Annotated in this window: 16 protein-coding genes; 1 reads left to right on the plus strand and 15 read right to left on the minus strand. The window is 73.5% G+C overall.

Annotated features, from left to right (window positions below):
- Positions 1–34: 34 nt before the first annotated feature.
- The 13 genes from Val02_RS44115 to Val02_RS44175 all read right to left on the minus strand — a co-directional run bounded on the left by Val02_RS44115 (position 35) and on the right by Val02_RS44175 (position 15,524).
- A complete protein-coding gene (locus Val02_RS44115) occupies positions 35–634 on the minus strand; it encodes an NUDIX domain-containing protein (RefSeq protein WP_203905353.1) in 600 nt (199 codons plus the stop codon).
- 117 nt (positions 635–751) lie between these two features.
- Entirely contained in the window at positions 752–2,509 is a 1,758-nt protein-coding gene (gene pyrG / locus Val02_RS44120) for a CTP synthase (RefSeq protein ID WP_203905354.1), read from the minus strand.
- Between the two features lie 269 nt (positions 2,510–2,778).
- A complete protein-coding gene (locus Val02_RS44125; RefSeq protein WP_203905355.1) occupies positions 2,779–4,848 on the minus strand; it encodes a hypothetical protein in 2,070 nt (689 codons plus the stop codon).
- A complete protein-coding gene (locus Val02_RS44130; RefSeq protein ID WP_203905356.1) occupies positions 4,845–5,924 on the minus strand; it encodes a glycosyltransferase family 4 protein in 1,080 nt (359 codons plus the stop codon). Before Val02_RS44130 ends, Val02_RS44125 begins: the two co-directional genes overlap by 4 nt.
- Before the next feature lie 186 nt (positions 5,925–6,110).
- A complete protein-coding gene (murJ, locus tag Val02_RS44135; protein WP_203905357.1) occupies positions 6,111–7,724 on the minus strand; it encodes a murein biosynthesis integral membrane protein MurJ in 1,614 nt (537 codons plus the stop codon).
- A 98-nt stretch (positions 7,725–7,822) separates the two neighbouring features.
- Entirely contained in the window at positions 7,823–8,902 is a 1,080-nt protein-coding gene (locus tag Val02_RS44140; protein WP_203905358.1) for a hypothetical protein, read from the minus strand.
- Positions 8,903–8,934: 32 nt separating this feature from the next.
- Positions 8,935–9,876, minus strand: coding sequence for a copper transporter (locus Val02_RS44145; RefSeq protein ID WP_203905359.1), 942 nt, complete (start codon positions 9,874–9,876; stop codon positions 8,935–8,937).
- A gap of 26 nt (positions 9,877–9,902) precedes the next feature.
- Positions 9,903–11,075, minus strand: a complete 1,173-nt coding sequence (gene steA / locus Val02_RS44150) for a putative cytokinetic ring protein SteA (protein ID WP_203905360.1) — start codon at positions 11,073–11,075, stop codon at positions 9,903–9,905.
- 88 nt (positions 11,076–11,163) lie between these two features.
- Positions 11,164–12,909, minus strand: coding sequence for a DNA repair protein RecN (gene recN / locus Val02_RS44155; protein WP_203905361.1), 1,746 nt, complete (start codon positions 12,907–12,909; stop codon positions 11,164–11,166).
- 122 nt (positions 12,910–13,031) lie between these two features.
- Entirely contained in the window at positions 13,032–13,934 is a 903-nt protein-coding gene (locus Val02_RS44160) for an NAD kinase (RefSeq protein ID WP_203905362.1), read from the minus strand.
- The gene (locus tag Val02_RS44165) at positions 13,927–14,712 is read right to left on the minus strand and encodes a TlyA family RNA methyltransferase (protein WP_203905363.1); all 786 of its coding nucleotides are present in this window, start codon (positions 14,710–14,712) and stop codon (positions 13,927–13,929) included. The genes Val02_RS44160 and Val02_RS44165 overlap by 8 nt, the downstream gene beginning before the upstream one ends.
- Positions 14,713–14,721: 9 nt before the next feature.
- Complete coding sequence (locus Val02_RS44170; RefSeq protein WP_203905368.1) at positions 14,722–14,880, minus strand: hypothetical protein; 159 nt, start codon at positions 14,878–14,880, stop codon at positions 14,722–14,724.
- Positions 14,877–15,524, minus strand: coding sequence for a phasin family protein (locus Val02_RS44175; protein ID WP_203905364.1), 648 nt, complete (start codon positions 15,522–15,524; stop codon positions 14,877–14,879). The genes Val02_RS44170 and Val02_RS44175 overlap by 4 nt, the downstream gene beginning before the upstream one ends.
- A gap of 100 nt (positions 15,525–15,624) precedes the next feature.
- Between Val02_RS44175 and Val02_RS44180 the strand changes: the two genes are divergently transcribed.
- Positions 15,625–15,951 (plus strand): SCP2 sterol-binding domain-containing protein, encoded by a 327-nt coding sequence (locus Val02_RS44180; protein WP_203905365.1) that lies wholly within the window; start codon positions 15,625–15,627, stop codon positions 15,949–15,951.
- Between the two features lie 19 nt (positions 15,952–15,970).
- Here Val02_RS44180 and Val02_RS44185 read toward each other — a convergent pair whose 3' ends face one another.
- Positions 15,971–16,804 (minus strand): HAD-IIA family hydrolase, encoded by an 834-nt coding sequence (locus tag Val02_RS44185; protein ID WP_203905366.1) that lies wholly within the window; start codon positions 16,802–16,804, stop codon positions 15,971–15,973.
- Positions 16,805–18,803, minus strand: a 1,999-nt coding sequence (locus Val02_RS44190; protein ID WP_203905367.1) for a hypothetical protein, incomplete at its 5' end; no start/stop codon positions are given.

The raw sequence follows: 18,803 nt of genomic DNA on the forward strand, positions 1-18,803 counted from the left end.
GACGGTCCGCACCACGGCGGACCGTCGCAGAAAACTATCGTTTGAGCGGCTCGTCGACCTTGCGCAGACCCGCCCACCCGTAGGACTTGTACCGGGCGGCGGTCAGCAGCCCGATCATGCACGCGGCATTGGTGATCTCGCCGGAGAGCACCATGTCGACCGCCTCGGTGAGCGGCACGTGCCGCACCACCAGCCCGGCCTCCTCGTGCGTGCGCTCGTGCCGGTCCTCCTGCGGCACGTACGAGAGATCCCGCGCCAGGAACAGCCGGATCACCTCGTCCGAGCAGCCCGGGCTCGGGTTGGCGTCGACCAGCAGGTCCCACTGGGCGGCCCGCAGGTCGGCCTCCTCGGCCAACTCCCGCTTCGCCGCCTCCACCAGCGGCTCACCCTCGACGTCGATCAGCCCGGCCGGCAGCTCCCAGAGGCGGCGCCGCAACGGGTGGCGGTACTGACGGATCAGCGCCACCTCGCCGTCCTGGTTGATCGCGACCACGCCCACCGCGCCGATGTGGCGCAGGTAATCGCGTTCGGCCGTGTCACCGTCGGGCATCTTGACCTCGTCGGTGATCAGCCGGAACACCCTGTTGGCGGCACGCTCGGTGGTGTTCAACACCTCGTACCCCTTGACACTCATGACGCCGCCTCGCTTCGCTCCCCGGCGCCCTGAGACACAAGCGCACAGTGCCCCATGGTTCGCTCCCGCAAGCGTCCGCTCACTGCCGCCTCCCGCGCGAAGTCAAAAGACCGGGCTTCATCCTGGCATCCGCACCTGAGCCGGGACGGCAGAACCGTCAGGCTCGCCCGCGGTCCGCTCGTCGTCCGACAGTTCGGCCGGCGGCAGGTTGATCGGCAGCCGGTCCTGGGCCAGATACTCCACGGCCGCCCCCACGAACGCCGCGAACAGCGGGTGCGCCTTGTGCGGCCGGCTCTTCAGCTCCGGGTGCGCCTGGGTGGCGACGAAGAACGGGTGCAGGGCCCGGTCCAGTTCGACGAACTCGACCAGCCGGCCGTCCGGCGACGTGCCCGAGATGTTCAGCCCGGCCCTGGTCATCGCCTCCCGGTAGGAGTTGTTGACCTCGTAGCGGTGCCGGTGGCGTTCGCTCACGGAGGTGCTGTCGTACGCCTTGGCCACCAGCGAACCGGGCTCCAGCCGCGCCGGGTACGCCCCGAGCCGCATCGTCCCGCCCAGGTCGCCCTTGCCCGCGACGATGTCCTCCTGATCGGCCATCGTGGAGATCACCGGGTGCTTGGTGTCGGCGTCGAACTCCGCCGAGTTGGCCTCCGGCACGTCGCCCAGGTGGCGCAGCACCTCGATCGTCATGCACTGCAGCCCGAGGCAGAGGCCCAGCGTCGGGATGCCGTTCTCGCGGGCGTACCGGACGGCGCCGATCTTGCCCTCGATGCCCCGCACGCCGAACCCGCCCGGGACGACCACGCCGTGCACGCCGGAGAGCGCCGCCGCGGCCCCGGCCGGGGTCTCGCACGAGTCGCTGGGGACCCAGCGGATCTCCACCCGGGCCCGGTGCGCGAACCCGCCCGCCCGGATCGCCTCCGACACCGACAGGTACGCGTCGGGCAGGTCGACGTACTTGCCGACCAGCGCCACGGTGACCGTCTGGCGCGGGTGGTGAACCCGCTTGAGCAGGTCGTCCCAGCGCCGCCAGTCGACGTCCCGGAACGACAGGTTCAGCCGCCGCACCACGAACGCGTCGAGGCCCTCGTCGTGCAGCACCCGCGGGATGTCGTAGATGCTCGGCGCGTCCGGAGCGGCGATGACCGCTTCCCGGTCCACGTCGCAGTAGAGCGACAGCTTGTGCTTGAGCTTGTCCGGGATCTCCCGGTCGCTGCGGCACACGATCGCGTCCGGCTGGATACCGATGTTGCGCAGCTGGGCGACCGAGTGCTGGGTCGGCTTGGTCTTCAGTTCCCCGCTCGGCGCCAGGTAGGGCACCAGCGACACGTGCAGGAAGAAGCAGTTCTCCCGGCCGATGTCGTGGCGGATCTGCCGGATCGCCTCGAGGAACGGCAGCGACTCGATGTCGCCGACCGTGCCGCCGACCTCGGTGATCACCACGTCGGGGATGAGCCCGCCGTCCGGCTCCGCCATCGCCCGGATGCGCGCCTTGATCTCGTTGGTGACGTGCGGGATGACCTGCACCGTGTCGCCGAGATACTCGCCGCGGCGCTCCTTGGCGATGACCGCCGAGTAGACCTGCCCGGTGGTGACGTTGGCGTTGCCGGAGAGATCCCGGTCGAGGAACCGCTCGTAGTGCCCGATGTCCAGGTCGGTCTCGGCCCCGTCGTCGGTGACGAAGACCTCGCCGTGCTGGAACGGGTTCATGGTGCCAGGGTCGACGTTGAGATACGGGTCGAGCTTCTGCATCACCACCCGTAGTCCCCTGGCACTCAGCAGGTTGCCGAGCGACGATGCCGTCAGCCCTTTGCCGAGTGAGGAGGCGACGCCTCCGGTGACGAAGATGTGCCTGGTCGTCCTAGCCGTTGAGGCCAATGCCGCTCCCGTGGTGTCCGCACGTAGGTGGTGAAGGGTGGGACCGCGGTCCACGGGATTTCACAGTAACACCAGCACCGCCCGTGGTCGCGCGACACTGCCCTTCAGGCCGCGTGTCGAAGTGGTCGGTCGAGCCGAGGCGAGGCTCAGGCGTCGTCTGGGTGAGCGCCGGGCGCGCCCGATACCGGTGTCGTATCCGGGTGTGACCGGCGTGCGGCCAGGCGGCGTCTGAGTCCGCCGCAGGCCGGCCAGCCACTTCGACACACGGCCTAAACGGGTAGGCGCTCCCTGATCGGGCGATCCGGGGTCGTTCCGATGCGCACCCGCAGCAACGCCAGAACGGTCAACGGCAGCACCACGGCGAGCGCGGCACCGAGGACGTTCAGGCCCACGCCGTCGACCACGCCGGCGAGCAGCGACGCGACCACGGTCCCGGCGAACGCCCCCCGCACGGCCGGGAAGAGCCCGAACACCCGCCGCAGCCCGCCCCACGCGCGCACCTGCGCCAGCCACAGGAACGCCACCCCGCCGATCACCAGCAGCGTCAACGGGCTGGTCAGCGTGGTGACCACGCTCGAGGCGCCGTTGCGGTTGACGACCAGCCCGGAGGTCCCGTCGCCGATGTGCGCGAGGAACCGCCCCACGCTGCCGCGCCGGTCGACGGGACGGTTCAGATCGATCAGCGCGAACGCCACCGTCAGCGCCGACGCGGCGACCACCGCCCAGGAGAGCCGGCGGCCGGTGAGCCACCCGCCCGAGGACATGGCCGCGGCGACGCACACGCCCGCCGTGAATCCGACAGCGCCGCCGGCGTCGGCCCCGAAGTGCGGGCTACCGACCGTGACGACCGCCACGGTGCCGATCACGGCCACCACCACCGGCCGCCACGACCGGCCGACGCGTTGGGCCACGCTCGCCGCGGCGAACAGCACCGCACCGACGAACACGCCCAGCCCGATCGTGCCGATGCCGGTGTAGCGGCCGCCGGCGAGGGCGGAGTAGCCGGTGACGCCGTCGAGTTGCAGCCGCGCGCCGGTGAGCACGTCGACCCCGACCGCGAACGCCACCGCACCGGTGACCCCGCCGAGCGGCCCGAGCGCGCCGCTCCCCCGGGTCAGCCGCACGGTCGCGGCCGTCACCAGGCCCAGCACCGCCGCGAAGATCAGCACGAAGCTCAGCCCGGGTCGACTCGCCCGCCACCAGGGGACGATGTCGGTCACCATCGCCGCCGGAACGGCCACCGCCGCGGCGGTCAGCGCCCAGCAGACCCGTTCGTCGACGGTGTCCCGCCGCAGCATCAGGAACACCAGCACGAACAGGACCAGCTGCGCCACGGTCAGCCCGGCGAAGAAGAGCGTCGACACGCGTCGCTGTGCCCCGGCGAGCCGGTCGGCGTCGGCGAGCCGCCCCACCGCGTCGTCCACGTCGGTCGGCCGGCCCGCGCTCGGGTTGGCGGCGGCGCCGACGAACAGCTGCCCCGGCACCGGCCGCCCCAACGCCCGCAGCGCGGTCGGCGCGAGGTCGATCAGCCGCACGTACCCTTCCCGCCCGGTCGACGGCGAACTGAGCCACCCCGGCCCGAACCCCGGCCCCTGCGCCACCACCACGTGCAGCCGGGACGCGTCGCCGGTGTCCGACAGCCCCGCGACGATCACCAGCGAACGTTCCGGCCGGGTGGCGAGCACCGCCGCGAGCACCGCGTCGGCCTGCCGGGCGGCGACGATCCGTTCGGTGCCCTCGCCGTCGATGGTGCCGAGGTCGACGAAGGAGAGCACGCACGCGTCGAGCAGTTCGCGCATGCCGGGCCCGGCCTCGGGGGCGTACCGGTCGATCCGCCCGAACGGCCGCGCCGCCGCCACCGCCGCGCCGGGCCCGACCGCGGCCGTGCAGCGCGCCGACTCCGACAGGGCGCCGAGTTCGACGCCGGCGGTGTGTTCCTTGTTGTCCTCGACGATCGCGTCGTGCTCCGACTTGTCGAGTTTCGCCCCGGCGTCGGTGCGCACCAGCGTCGGATACGTCAGCGGGCACACCCCGTCGACCGGGTCCGGCCCACCGCGCGCGTAGTTGCCGGCGCCGAGGGTCAGCCACCCGTCGACCGGGCACGTCGGGCTGCGCCCGGAGCGGACGGTGAGCGCCCCGACCGACCCCTTGCGCGCGAACGCCCACAGCGTCGGCGTCTCCACCGGCGACACGTCGTCCCAGCGCAGCCCGGGCGCGCCGACGAGGATGACGCGTTCGGCGGAGTCGAGCACCGGTTCGGCGCTCGGCTGCGGCAGCAGCGACAGCATCCCGATCAGGGCCGCGCCGAGCGCGATGAGGACCGGCAGCATCCGCTTCACGGCGCGAGCTCCCGGTAGACCCCCAGCACCTGTGCGACCGTCCCGGCCTCCGTCGGCCAGCTCCTCGCCGTTTCCAGGCTTTTTTGATGGAACATCCGAAGTCGGGCCGGATCGCCCAGAAGGTCGTCGACGGCGTGTGCCAGGGCCACGGCGTCGCCGGCCGGGATCCACACGGCGGCGTCGCCCACCAGCTCGGGCAGCCCGCCGACGCGCGTGGCGACCAGCGGCACACCGGCCCGCAGCGCCTCCTGCGCGAACAGCTGCCGCGCCTCCCAGTCGCTGGCTACCACGGCCAGGTCGGCCGCGCCGAGCAGATCGTTGACGTCGTCCCGGTGCCCGGCGAGCACCACGGGCGCGTTGGTCTGCGCGATCCGCGCGGCGAGAACGTCGTGTTCGGGCCCGCTCCCCGCGATCACCACGACCGGCTTGCTCGTCATCCGGACGGCGGCGTCGATGAGCACGTCGTGCCGCTTCTGCGGATGCAACCGCCCCACGCACAGCACCAGCGGCCGCCCCTCGGCCACCCCGAACTCCGCCCGCACCGCCTCCCGGCCCCGGGACGGCGGCGGCAGGTCGGGCGCGGCGACGGGCGCCAGCCGCACGTCCCGCCCGCCGAGGGCACGCACCCGTTCGACAAGGTCGCTGGAGGCCCCGAGGGTCACGTCGGCGGCCCGCGCCACGTACCGCTCCGGCGGCCCGAGCAGCAGCCTGCGCAGCCCGGACCCCATGACCTGGTTGTGCCAGGTGACGACGAACGGCAGCGTCCTGCCCCGGGCGAGGCCGGCGACCAGCCCGGCGCGCAGCCCGTGGGCGTGCAGCACCTGCGGCCGCGTCGCGGCGATCCCCCGGCCCAACGCCCGCACGGCGAGCGCGTCCCTCGGCTGCGGCGTGGCCGGGATCTCCACCGGCACGAACCCGGCCCCGAGCCCGGCGAACCCGAAGTCCCGGCCGGTCGCCGCCGGCCCGAACACGGTCACCTCGACCCCGTCCGCGACCAGTCCCGCGGCCAGCGAGGCGAGGTGCCGCCCGACCCCGCCGGTACTGGAGGCCAACACCAGCCCCACCCGTGCCACCACGCCGCGTCTCTCCCCCGGGTCGTCGTTGTCGCCTGCGAACCTACCGGCTCCACACCCCCGCCCCGCGCGGCACGTCCACCCGTTTGGTCCCCCACGCCCCGCCGATCTTGCAGTTGTGGCGCCCGACGTGCCCGAGTTCGCTCCGCTATGCGCCCACCACAACTGCAAGATCGGCGTGCGAGGGGTTCACGGCGCGTCGGCCGGCGCGGGCTCGGCGGGGCGGGTGCGGCGCACGCGGCGCAGGAGTCCCGCCGCCGGTGGGCCGAGGTCGCGGCGGTCGAGCAGGTAGGCGACCGCCAGGAAGCCCGCCGTCGCGAGCAGCGCGCCCACGGTCCCGTGCGCGATCGCGCCCGGCACGGAGCCGTTCGGCTCGACGACGGTGCGCGCGGCGAAGGCCAGGCCGACCCCGACAGCCGCCCCGGCGATCCCGGCGGCGAAGGCGCGCGGCGCCCCGTCGAGGGCGTCGCGGCCGGCTGCCCGGTACACCGCCGCGAGCAGGAGCACACCGAGCACGAGCATGCCGACGGTGTTCCCGCCGGCGAGCGCCGCCACCCGGTCCGCCACCGGCAGCCCGAACGCCAGCGCCAGCGCCGCCCCGGCCGCCACCGCCCAGCCGACCGCCGTGGCGGCGGCCGCCGCTCCGGGCGCCTGCCGGGCATACAGCACCCGCGAGAGCAGCGCGAACAGGCCGTAGCCCACCAACCCCGGGGCGAACGCGATCATGGCGGCGGAGAGGGCGGTGGGCTCCGGGCGTTCCCGCGAAAGGGAGGCGAGGACGACGGCGGCGTCGGGGGCCACGGAGATCAGCACGGCGGACCCGAACGCCCCCGCGAGCAGCACGGCCCGCAGCGCCCGCGCGGTCACCCGCCCGAACCCGGCCCGGTCGCCGGTGGCGTGCCGCTGCGCCAGCTCGGGGAACGCCGACGTCGCGACCGGCACCGCCAACACCGCCCACGGCAGCAGGAACATCGTCTGCGCCAGGTTGTACAGCACCACCGACCCGGGCGGCCCCCCGTAGGCCAGGACGACGACCAGCGCGAGCCCGGCCTGCTGCGTGCCGACGGTCACCGCGCCGGCCACCGCCAACCGGCGCACCGGCCCGGCCACCTCGCCGAGCGCGAAGCCCGGCCGCAGCCCGACGCCCAACCGCCGAACCGGCACCACCAGGCACAGCGTCAGCACCGCCACGGCGAGCGTGGTCCCGCCGGCGAGCACCGTCAGCCCACCGGGTCCCACGGCGTCCACGCCCGGCGCCCGGCCGGCGACAGCCGCGAACGCGAGATAGGCGCCCGAGACGGTGATGCTCGACAGCAGCGGCGCGATCACCGGCCACGCGAACCGCCGATGCGCCTGCAGCAGCCCGGTCAGCACGATGCCCGCCCCGTACAGGGGCAGCTGCGGGGCGAAGATGCGCAGCATGTTCACGCCGAGCGCCCGCTCCGTGGGGTCGGCCCCGGACGCGACGAGCGACACGATCGGCCCCGCCGCGAACGCCACCACCACCGCCACCGGCACCAGCAGCGCCAGCACCCAGGTCAGCAGGGCGCCGGCGGTGGCGGCGACCCGTTCGCGGTCCCCGGCGGCCAGCGGCGCGGCGATCACGGGCACCACGAGCGAGGCGAGCGCACCGCCGGCGACGATCTCGAAGACGATGTTCGGCACGGTGTTGACCGCCTGGTACACGTCACCGAGCGGGCCGGCGCCCACCGCCCAGGTGAAGACCAGGATCCGCCCGAACCCGGCGAGCCTGCTGAGCAGCGTGAGCCCGCCGATGAGCGCGGCGGCGGACCCGAACTTCACGCGGCTCTCCTGAAAGATCGTCACTTTTACGGGAAGGCGTTCCCGGGGGACACCCTTCCGTAGCACGTAGCGATCTTGCGCGCGGGGTCGGCCCGGGGTCAGCCGGAGCGGCGGCCCAGGCGGTCCAGTGCGCGCAACGGCGGCGTGTTCTCGATGACCTTGGTGAAGCTGACCTTCTCACTGGCGGCCGTCAACCCGACCACCCCGGCCAGCAGCGCCAGCCGCGCCTTCCGCCCCGAACGGGCAGCCAGCGCGGTACCCAGCACGGCGCCCAGGGCGTTGGCGCCGGCGTCGCCGAGCATCGTGCGTTCGCCCAGGTCATCGGGAAGGGCGGCGGCGGCCGCACCCGCCGCGGCGGCGGCGACCGGCGCACCGGGGCCCGCCACGGCGAGCGGCGCCCCCACCATGAGGCCGACCTTGAGCGCCCGGCCGGGCCGCAGGTCGAAGAGGTTGAACAGGTTGGCGGTCCCGGCGATCAGCGCCCCGGAGACGGCGACGTCGGCGACCGCCCCGGCGATCGACCGCGGCACCCCGCTCCCACGCGCAGCGCGGTCCTCGGCGCCCCGGCGGCCCGCGCTCGACAAGGCGCCGCCACGGCGGCCCGCCCCGCGCCCGGCCGGCACACCGACGCCGCGCCCGAAGGCTCCCCGGGCGGCCGACCTCCCCGCGCCGCTCCCGAAGGCTCCGCGACCGGCCGGCGCACCGGCCCCCGCGGCCGCACCGAAGCCCCGCGCCCGGCGGTGCTCCAGCAGCGCGGCGGCGGCGAGCCCCGCGGCCCCGATCCCGGCGATCTTCACGAGGCCGGTGGTGACCCGCCCCTCCCGCAACGCCCTGAGATGCCCGCGGAAGCCCTTGGCCCCGCCGTGCTCCGGCCGCGCCCCCACGATGTCGTCGTAGGCCCCGACCGCCCCGGCGCCCAGGCCGGCGATCGCGGCGGCCGCGCCGACCGGTCCCCCGGCGACGGCGGCGGCGACCCCGGCCCCGGCGGCGAGTCCGATCCCGCCAGCCAGGCTCACCTCGTGGCCCCGGAAGTTGGTGCGGGCGAGCGCCTCCCGGTAGTCGGGCACGCTGAGCACACCCCGGACGGCGGCCTGCGCGGCGAACGCCCCCACCACAGCGGAGATCAGCCGACCCCGCCCACGCCGCTTCGTCTTCCCGGCGAGCGGCCTACGCGCCATGACCCGCACCGACCCCGGACCTCGCGGGAAGCTCAGGACCCATTGCGCGCCCCCGCCAGGCGCGGCAGCAGCGACGTCGCGCCCCCGCCCAGTCCGTAGTGACCGGCCTGCCCGTCGAGCTGCTCCTTCAGCGCCAGCAACGTCGCCACCCGCCCCTTCGGCGAGGCCACGTAGTCGACCGTGGAGACCTGCTTGACCAGCGTCGCGTCGTCCCGGATCGCGGCGAGCAGGTTGCCGTCGCCGCCGGTCCCGCTGCCGGCGACCACGATCGGACCCGCCTTGTCGAACTGCTCCACGAACGTCTTCAGGGCCGCGTTGAGCTTCGCGCCCTCCTTGTCGGCGTACGGGTTGCCGGTCAGCACGAGCGTGACCTCGGCCGGCGCGGTCGGCTCCGGCGCCGGCGTCACGAACGCGCCGTTGGTGTAGCCGGAGAGCACCTTGCGCCGGTCGTCGGCCGGGATCGCGGCGGGCCGGTCGAGCAGCACGGCGCCGAGCAGCGCGGCGGAGGTCTCCACGCCGTTGCTGTTGGACGGCAGGCCGGTGACGCTCGTCGGCTGCACGAGGTCGCCCAGTTCCAGCAGGGCCTGGTTGCTGCCCGGCTCGACGAACTTCTTCTGCAGGGTCAACCGGCCGGTGATCTTCGCGCCGTTGGTGGTGAGCGCGGTGGTGATGCCGTCCACGTACGCCTTGTCGACCTCGGAGGTGGTGACCAGCAGAACGCGGCGGTTGACCAGCTTGTCGGCGACCATGTACGGCATTGCGTCGGTGGCCCACTGCTCCTCCTGCTCGGCCGCCTCCTTGAGGTCGTCGAGCTGGGTGCGATACGCGTCGTTCTGCTTGCGCATGCTGCTGACCTGGTCGGACAGCTCCTCGGCGGCGGGCCCGTTGAACGCGGCCGTCCCGACCACCAGCCCGAGGGCCACCGCGAGGAAGACCGCCGTCAGCGACACGACGTGGTACCGAAAGTTGATCACGAAACCGGCCTAACGCGTCGGGTGAGCTACGAGAAGAGCTCGAACATCAAGTTGTCCCACCACTCGGCCAGGACCCCGAGGTAGGCCTTGCTCATGGTGGACATCGCCACCGCGGCCCCCATCGCGACGATCGCGGAGAGCACCAGCAGCACCAGGGAGGACGTCGACAGATTCTGCCGGTACAGCCGGCTCACCCCCTTGGCGTCGACCAGCTTACCGCCGACCTTGAGCCGGGTGATGAACGTGGATGCCGCACCGCCGCGTCCCTTGTCCATGAACTCGACGAGCGTGTAGTGCGTGCCCACCGCCACGATGAGCTCGGCGCCCTTGTCGTCGGCGAGCAGCATGGCGATGTCCTCGCTCGTGGCCGCCGCCGGGAACGTCATCGCCGGCACACCCAACTGCTGCACCCGGGCCAGCCCCGGCGCGCGCCCGTCGGGGTAGGCGTGCACGATGACCTCGGCGCCGCAGCGCAGCACGTCGTCGGAGACCGAGTCCATGTCACCGATGATCATGTCGGGCGTGTAACCGGCCTCGACCAGGGCGTCGGCCCCGCCGTCCACCCCGATGAGGACCGGCTTGAACTCCCGGATGTACGGCCGCAGCACGTCGATGTCGGCCTTGTAGTCGTAGCCGCGCACGACGATGAGGCAGTGTCGCCCGTTGATACGCGTCTTGACGTCCGGCACACCGACGCCGTCGAGGAGCAGGTCCCGCTCCTGCTTGAGGTACTCCATCGTGTTGGCGGTGAACGCCTCGAGCTGCACCGACAGGCCTTCACGCGCCGCCGCCATGGCCTCTGCCACGGTCTCGGCGTCGTGCCGGCGACCCTCGGCAACCGGCTCGTCACCGGAGAAGACCTTGTCCCCTTCGATGCGAACGCCGTCGCCCTCGCGCAGCTTCTCGAACAGCTCGTCGCCGAGGTCGTCGATGAGCGGCACGCCGGCCTGGATCAGCACCTCGGGACCGAGGTTGGGGTAACGGCCGGAGATCGACGGCTTCGCGTTGAGCACCGCGGCGACCCCGACGGCCACGAGCGAGTCGGCGGCCACGCGGTCGAGGTCTACATGGTCGATGACGGCGATGTCACCCGGGCGCAGTCGCCCCACCAGCCGCTTGGTGCGCCGGTCGAGGCGCGCGGTGCCGGCCAGTTCGCCCGCCTCGGCGGGCCTGTTCCGTCGCAAGGAAGGAAGACGCATCGTGAACCATCCTGGCACGCCGGAGCGAATCCGCTCAGCATGACTCGCACCCTGTGACCGAAATGTTCTTAACAGTGGGCTTTATGGCTTAACGTGCTGCTTTCTCCCGGCTCGCCACCGCCAACAGCTCCTCGGCGTGCGCGATGCCCAGGTCCGAGTCCGGCATACCGGCCAGCATCCGCGCCAACTCGCGCGCCCGGTCGGTGTCCTCGACCCGCTGCACGCCGCTCGTCGTGACCGCCCCGCCGGTGTCCTTGACCACCACCAGATGCCGGTCCGCGAACGCCGCCACCTGCGGCAGGTGCGTCACCACCAGCACCTGGTGATCACGCGCCAACCGGCTCAGCCGCTTGCCGATCTCGACCGCCGCACGGCCGCCCACCCCGGCGTCGACCTCGTCGAACACCAGCGTCGGCGGGCCGCCCACCCCGGCGAAGACGACCTCGATGGCCAACATCACCCGGGACAGCTCGCCACCGGAGGCGCCCTTCTGCAGCGGCAGCGGCGGCGCACCCGGATGGGCCAGCAGCCGCAGCTCCACGTCGTCGGCGCCGTCCGGCCCCACGCCGGTCTCCCGACCCTCGACGGTCAGCACCGGCGGATTGGCCGGCTTCGGCGAGATCACGAACTGCACCCGCGCGTGCGGCATCGCCAACCCGGCCAGCTCGGTGGTGACCGCCTCGCTGAACCGGTCCGACGCCTCGCGCCGCGACGCCGACAGCTTCCCGGCCAGCTCCGCGACCTCGCCGGCGAGCCGGATCCGCTCCCGGTCCAGCTCCTCCAGCAGCTCGTCGGAGGTGTCCAGCTCGGCGAGCTTGGCCTTGGCCCGCTCGGCCCACTCGATGACGCCGTCGACATCCTCGGCGTACTTGCGGGTCAGCCCGCGCAGCGCGGCCCGCCGCTCGTAGACCGCCTGCAGGCGGGCCGGGTCGGCGTCCAGATTGTCCAGGTAGCCGGCCAGCTCGAGCGCCACGTCGGCGACGAGCGTGCCCGCCTCCTCCAGCCGGCCGGCCAGGTCGCCGAGCGACTGGTCGACGCCCGACTGGCCCTCCAGCGTGCGGCGGGCCGTCGAGATCATCCCGCTGGCGTCCGGCGAGTCGTCGCCGCTGCCGGCGATCGCCAGGTACGCGACCTGCGCGGCGGTGCGCAGCCCCTCGACGTGCTCCAGCCGCTGCGCCTCCGCCTTGAGCGCGTCGTCCTCGCCCGCCTGCGGATCGACCCGGGTGATCTCGTCGAGGCCCAGCCGCAGCAGGTCGGCCTCCTGGTTGCGCTCGCGGGCGGTGCGCCGGCGGTTGTCCAGGTCGTCGCTGACCGCGCGCCACTGCCCGTACCGCTCGGCGTAGCCCTCCAGCAGTTTCTCGTGCGCCTCGCCGGCGAAGCGGTCCAGCGCGCCGCGCTGCTCGGCCGGACGCAGGAGCCGCAGCTGGTCCGACTGGCCGTGCACGGCCACGACCGCTCCGCCCACTTCGGCGAGAACGGCCACCGGCGCCGCGCGCCCACCGACGTGCGCGCGGGACCGGCCCTCCGCGGTCACCGTGCGGCTGAGCAGCACCGTCCCGTCGTCGTCGACCTCGCCGCCGGCCTCGACCACGCGTGCCTGCACACCCGGCCCGATGGCCCCGGCCAGCCGTAACCGGCCCTCGACCACGGCACGACCCGGGTCGGCCCGCACCCGCCCACCGTCGGCGCGACCGCCGAACAGGAGGTTGAGGCTGGTGACGACCATGGTCTTTCCGGCCCCGGTCTCACCCGTGATGACGGTGAGGCCGGGCCCCAAGGGCAGCGTGGCGTCCGAGATGACGCCCAGTCCGGTGATGCGGAGCTCCTCCAGCACGCCCAGCACACTAACCCCGGGGTATGACAGCTCGCTCGTGGCGCCCCGCTCGCACCGCCCGGTTTCCGCCGATCTTGCAGTTCTGGCGCGGACAAAACGGGGCGAACCAAAGCTCGCCGGGCTCAGCCCGCCGTCGGCGGCTTCGACCGCAAGCGCCACCCGTCCACCGGCAGCCCGAACTTCGCCACCAGCCGATCCGTGAACGGGTCCCGCTTGAGGCGCACCACCCGCACCGGCACGTCGCCCTGCCGCACGGTCACCACGGCGCCCGGCGTGAGGTTGAACACCCGCCGCCCGTCGCACGAGGCCAGCGCCGAGGTCGTGTACGGCGCCACGGTGATCGAGATCGTCGACTCCGGAGCGGTGATCAACGGTCGGCTGAACAGCGCGTGCGCACTGATCGGCACCAGCAGCATCGCCTGCACGTCCGGCCAGACCACCGGCCCGCCCGCCGAGAACGCGTAGGCCGTCGACCCCGTCGGCGTCGCCACCACCACGCCGTCGCAGCCGTACCGGGACAGCGGCCGGCCGTCCACATCGACCATCACCTCGAGCATGCGTTCCCGCGCGCTCTTCTCCACGGACACCTCGTTGAGCGCCCACGAACGCGCGGTCACCTGCCCGTCGCACTCCATCAGCACGTCCAGCGTGAACCGCTCGTCGACGGTGTAGTTTCGCGCCACCACGTCCCGCACGGCGGAGTCCAGGTCGGCGATCTCCGCCTCGGCGAGGAACCCGACCTTGCCCAGGTTGATCCCGAGCAGCGGCACCTTGGCCGGCCGGGCCAGTTCGGCCGCGCGCAGGAACGTGCCGTCCCCGCCCAACGCGAACACGATCTCCGTGCCCTCGGCCGCGTGCCGCCCCTGAACCGGCACCACCCCCGGCAGGTCCAGCTCGCCCGCCTCCTCCGCCATCACCCGCACCAGGAACCCGGCCTTGATCAGGTCGGCGGCCACGGTCCGGGCGTGCGAGGTGCTGCGCTGACGGCCGGTGTGCGTGACGAGAAGCGCCTCACGGTCAGCCATTGACGGCGGCCTCCACCAGCGCGGGGTCGACCGCGGGCGCACCGCGCCGCAGCCACAGGAAGAACTCCACGTTGCCGGAGGGCCCGGGCAGCGGGCTGCGCGTCACGCCGGCCACGCCGAACCCGAGCTCGGCCGCGCTCGACGCGACCGACAGCACGGCTTCCGCGCGCAGCGCGGGCTCCCGCACCACCCCGCCGGGTCCGACCCGGCCCTTCCCGACCTCGAACTGCGGCTTGACCATCGGTACCAGATCTCCCGTGGTGCATTCGGCTAGTGCCGGCAGGACCAGCCGCAGCGAGATGAACGACAGATCGGCCACGGTCAGCTCCGCCGGCCCGCCGACGGCGTCGGCGGTGAGCGTACGCACGTTAGTACGCTCGAACAGGCGCACCCGTTCGTCGGTCCGCAACGACCAGGCCAACTCACCGTATCCGACATCCACGGCCACCACCTCGGACGCACCGCGCCGCAGCAGCACGTCGGTGAAGCCGCCGGTGGACGCGCCGGCGTCCAGGCAACGCCGGCCGGTCACGCTCAATCCCGCGGCGGCGAAGTCGTCGAGCGCGCCGGCGAGCTTGTGGCCGCCCCGCGACACGTACTCGGGGCCGTCGCCGACGATGCGCACCGGGTCGGCCGGGTCGACCATGGCGGCGGGCTTGAGCGTCACCAGCCCGCGCACCTCGACCCGCCCGTCGGTGACGAGTTCCGCGGCCTGCTCACGGGAGCGGACGAGGCCGCGCCTGACCAGTTCCTTGTCGAGGCGGTTGCGTCGCGCCATCCGGCCCGGTCAGCGCTCCTCGTCCAGCTCGGCCAAGGTCTCGTGGAGTTCGCGGTGCACGTGGGTGTAGCCGGCGATCTGGTCGGCCGGCGGCCGCGACGCGACGCGTTCCAGCTCCGCCATCGCGGCGTCCACGCGCGGGTGGCCGGTGGCCTCGCCGTCGCTCACTGCGCGCCGCCCGTGGACTTCCGCGGGGCCGCCTTCTTGACCGGCAGCTGCGCCGAGGCGGGCCCGGCGGTGGTCTTCTTCGCGACGGCCTTCTTCGCGACCGTCTTCTTCACCGGCGCGACCTTCGCCGCGGCGTCGGCCTTGGCGGTGGTGCCGGTGGCGGCGGTGGGCACGACCTCCACGGTGGCGAGGGGTTCCGCCGAACCGGGCGCCTTCTTCGCCACGACCGCCTTCTTCGCCACGGTCTTCTTGGCGACCGTCCGCACGGGTGCGCCGACCCCGGTCGCCGCCGCGACCTCGACCCGCGCCTCCTCGGCCGACTTCTGCGCGGCCGCCGTCGTCTCCCGGGTCGCGAGCTGCGCCTCGAGGTCCTTGACCCGGGATTCCAGCGTCGCGACCTCCTCGGCCTTCGCGAGACCCACCCGTGCGAGCGCCCGATCCAATTCCGATCGAACGACCTGCGTCAGCTGCTCGCGGTTGGCCACACCGGCCTTGAAGAGCTCATCGGCGAACGCCTGCACCTGTTCGGCCGTCGCACCGCCCTTGCCGAGGAACTGCTTGGCGACCTTCGTCGCCCGCTTCCGGGACGCCTCGGTCATCCCGAGCACGATCTCCGCGTACGCGCGCCAGGCGTCCTGCCGCATGAGCGCCTCCTCTCGTAAGGCCACCACGCTACCCAGAGCCGATGCCGTCGTGTGCGGTAGCGTTCGAGATCCTCCCACGCCGACCTTCGAGGAGATCCCCGTGGCCACGCTGGACGAATGCCGCACCGCGCTGGAGCAGCTCTCGGCGAAGTTCGCCGCGAGCGGCAACAAGGTCGACCTCGACCGCTCCCTGGGGTGCACACTCACCGACCTGGGCACCGGTTTCCACGGCCGGCTCAAGGACAGCCGCATCCAGGACCTCGCCGACGGCGACGACCCCAACGCCAAGATCCGCCTGATCATCGGCAGCGACGACCTGGTGGGCCTGGCCAACGGCACGCTGGACGGCGGCAAGGCGTTCCGGGACGGCCGCCTCAAGGTCAAGGCGGGCGTGTTCGACCTGCTCAAGCTCCAGAAGCTGCTGTAGCCCCCGCGCTCCTCCCGAGCTACTCGGACTTCCCGAACTCCTCGAACGGGACGGCCGAGTCGTCGAAGAGCCCGCCGAGATCGGGCGCCACGAACGTCGGCCGGTGCTCCGGCGGCACGTCCCGCAGATCCTCGGGCCGCGTGACGCCGGTCAGCACCAGCAGGCTGTCCATGCCGGCCCGGTTGGCGCCCTCGATGTCGGTGTCCAGCCGGTCGCCGACCACGATCGGCCGCTGCGCGCCACGCAGCCGCGCCGCGTCCTCGAACAGCGCCGGCTCCGGCTTGCCCACCACCAGATCGGGCTGCCGGCCCACGGCGGTGGCCAGGGCGGCGACGAGCGCCCCGTTCCCCGGCAGCGGGCCGCGCGGCGACGGCAGGGTCCGGTCCCCGTTGGTGGCGATCCAGAGCGCCCCGCCCAGCACGGCGACGCAGCCCTCGGCGAGCTGCTTCCAGCCGACCTCCGGCCCGTATCCCTGCACCACGGCGACCGGCTTCTCATCAGCCGACCGAACGGCCACCAACCCCACGTCGGTCACCTCGTCGGCGAGGGCGTCGGCGCCCACGATCAGCACACGGCTCCCGGCCTCCAACCGCGCGGCCAGCACCCTGGCGGTGGCCTGCGCGGCGGTGATCACCTCATCGGCGTCGGCCGGCGCGCCGAGCCCACTGATCAGCTCGGCAACGGCCGGCGCGCGGCGCGACGCGTTGTTGGTGGCGTAGGCGACGCCCGCGCCCCGCTCCCGCAGCCGCCGCAGCGCCGGCACCGCCCCCGGAACCGCCTCGCTGCCGACGTAGACCACCCCGTCGAGGTCGAACACGAACAGGTCGTACCGGTCGACCAGCGCGTCGCTCATTTACTCGTCCCCGCCGGTGAACCGCACCGCCAGCCCCGCGGCGCCGCCGGCGGTCGTGCCCGCGACCCCGTTGGTCCGCCCGTCGGCCGCACCGTCGCGTGCCACGGACCCGTCCGCGTCGCCACGTGCCGCCCCGGCCGGCACGTCGCCGGCCCGAACGTCCCGGTCCTCGGGGTCGTCGTCATCGGCATCATCGTCTTCATCGTCGGCCCAGTCGTCGTCGATGTCGTCGCTCAGCCCGTCGACCGCCCCACCCGCGACATCCCCGTCGTCATCGGCGTCATCCGCGTCTACGGCGTCATCGGCGTCGGCGTCGGCCAACTCGTCGACCGGCCCGTCGACGTCGTCATCGTCGTCGGTGTCGTCGTCCAACTCATCGACGGGACCGTCGTCAAAGCCGTCCTCGTCCTCGGAGCCGTCCTCGTCGTCGACGTCCAACTCATCGACCGGCCCGTCGACATCGTCCTCGTCGGCGTCGTCGTCCAACTCATCGACGGGACCGTCGTCAAAGCCGTCCTCGTCGTCCTCGTCCTCGTCGTCCTCGTCGTCGTCGTACTCGTCGACCGGAGCGTCGCTGTCCTCGTCTTCGTCGTCGTCCTCGTCGTCGTCGTACTCGTCGACCGGAGCGTCGCTGTCCTCGTCGGCGTCGAGGTCGTCCTCGTCGTCCGACTCCCCGACCGGCCCGTCCGCGGATGCGCCCGCGTCGGAGTCGCCCCCGGCCGCCGCCTCGGACGGCGCGTCGGACTCGTCGTCGTCCTCGTCTTCCAGCACCACGCCGTCGAGTTCGAGGAGGCGTTCGGCGGCGTCGGTGACCAGGTCCGCGTCGGCCTCGGCCGCCCGCGCGAACCACGCCCGCGCCTCGTCCCGCCGTTCCGCCGCCAGCAGCGCGTCGGCGTAGGCGTACCGCAGCCGCGCAACCCAGGGCAGGTCGTCGTTCTCGAGGTCCGGCAGTTGCAGCATCGCCACGGCGGCCGCCGTCTGGCCCATGTCGCCACGCGCACCGGCGGCGACCATGAGCAGTTCGACGGCCTCGTCGGGCTCCAGGCTGCCGGGCGTGGTGTTCCGGTAGATGTCGACGGCCTTCTCCGGCCGGCCCAGCGCGCGTTCGCAGTCGGCGATCACGGCCAGGTGGGTCTGCTTGCCGGCGATCCGGTGGTAGGTACGCAGTTCGGTGATGGCGGTGGCCCACTCGCCGGAGTGGTACGCCGCGATGCCGACGGCTTCCCGCACGGACGCGAGCCGGGACGCCTTGCGCCGGGCCACGAGCGCGTGCGCCAACGCCACCTCGGGATCCTCGTCGAGCAGGTGCCCGCTGGCGACGAGCCGCTTGGCGACGTCGGCGGCGACGATCGGGTTCAGCGAACGCAGCTCCTGGCGAACCTGCGGGTCCAGCTCGCGCGGATCGATGTCCTCCGGCAGGTCGAGATCCCGCGTGACGGCCTCGTCGGGGGCTTCGGCATCCGCCTCAGCGGCGCCGTGCGGTCGCCCGTCGGCGAGGCTGTCGTCGCTTCGCTCCCGCCACGGCCGCCCCTCGGAACGCCCGCCCGGCCGGCCCTCCCGGGATCCACGCTCACCGCGCTCGTCCCGCCAGGGCCGCCCACCGCGGTCCGGACCGGCACCCGCGCGGTCCCGCCCGAACGCCGGCCGCTCCCCGCGCTCGGCACGCCACTCCCGCGCACCTCCCTGCCGGTCGCCGCCCCGCTCGTTACGGAAGCCGCCACTCTCACGCCCCCCGAACCCGCCACGCTCACGGTCGCCCCGGAAGCCGCCGCTCTCACGGTCCCCACGCGGCCGGAACCCCTCGCGGTCCCCGCCACGCGGCCCACGCTCACCGTCGCGGTCGCCACGGAAGCCACCTTCGCGACGCGGCCCACGATCGCCGTCGCCGCCCCGGAAACCGCCGTCGCGATTCCCCCGGAAGCCGCCGCCCTCGCGGTCCCCACGCGGCCGGAAACCTTCCCGGTCCCCACCACGCGGCCCACGGTCGCTGTCGCCGCGG

This window comes from Virgisporangium aliadipatigenens (assembly GCF_016863615.1).
GTDB lineage: Bacteria > Actinomycetota > Actinomycetes > Mycobacteriales > Micromonosporaceae > Virgisporangium > Virgisporangium aliadipatigenens.

Bases quoted from the DNA above. Each gene is read 5' to 3' on its own strand.
- steA (WP_203905360.1), bottom strand. From the start codon at position 11,075: ATGCGTCTTCCTTCCTTGCGACGGAACAGGCCCGCCGAGGCGGGCGAA.
- Val02_RS44160 (WP_203905362.1), bottom strand. From the start codon at position 13,934: ATGGCTGACCGTGAGGCGCTTCTCGTCACGCACACCGGCCGTCAGCGC.
- Val02_RS44115 (WP_203905353.1), bottom strand. From the start codon at position 634: ATGAGTGTCAAGGGGTACGAGGTGTTGAACACCACCGAGCGTGCCGCC.
- Val02_RS44140 (WP_203905358.1), bottom strand. From the start codon at position 8,902: ATGGCGCGTAGGCCGCTCGCCGGGAAGACGAAGCGGCGTGGGCGGGGT.
- Val02_RS44175 (WP_203905364.1), bottom strand. From the start codon at position 15,524: ATGCGGCAGGACGCCTGGCGCGCGTACGCGGAGATCGTGCTCGGGATG.
- Val02_RS44165 (WP_203905363.1), bottom strand. From the start codon at position 14,712: ATGGCGCGACGCAACCGCCTCGACAAGGAACTGGTCAGGCGCGGCCTC.
- Val02_RS44185 (WP_203905366.1), bottom strand. From the start codon at position 16,804: ATGAGCGACGCGCTGGTCGACCGGTACGACCTGTTCGTGTTCGACCTC.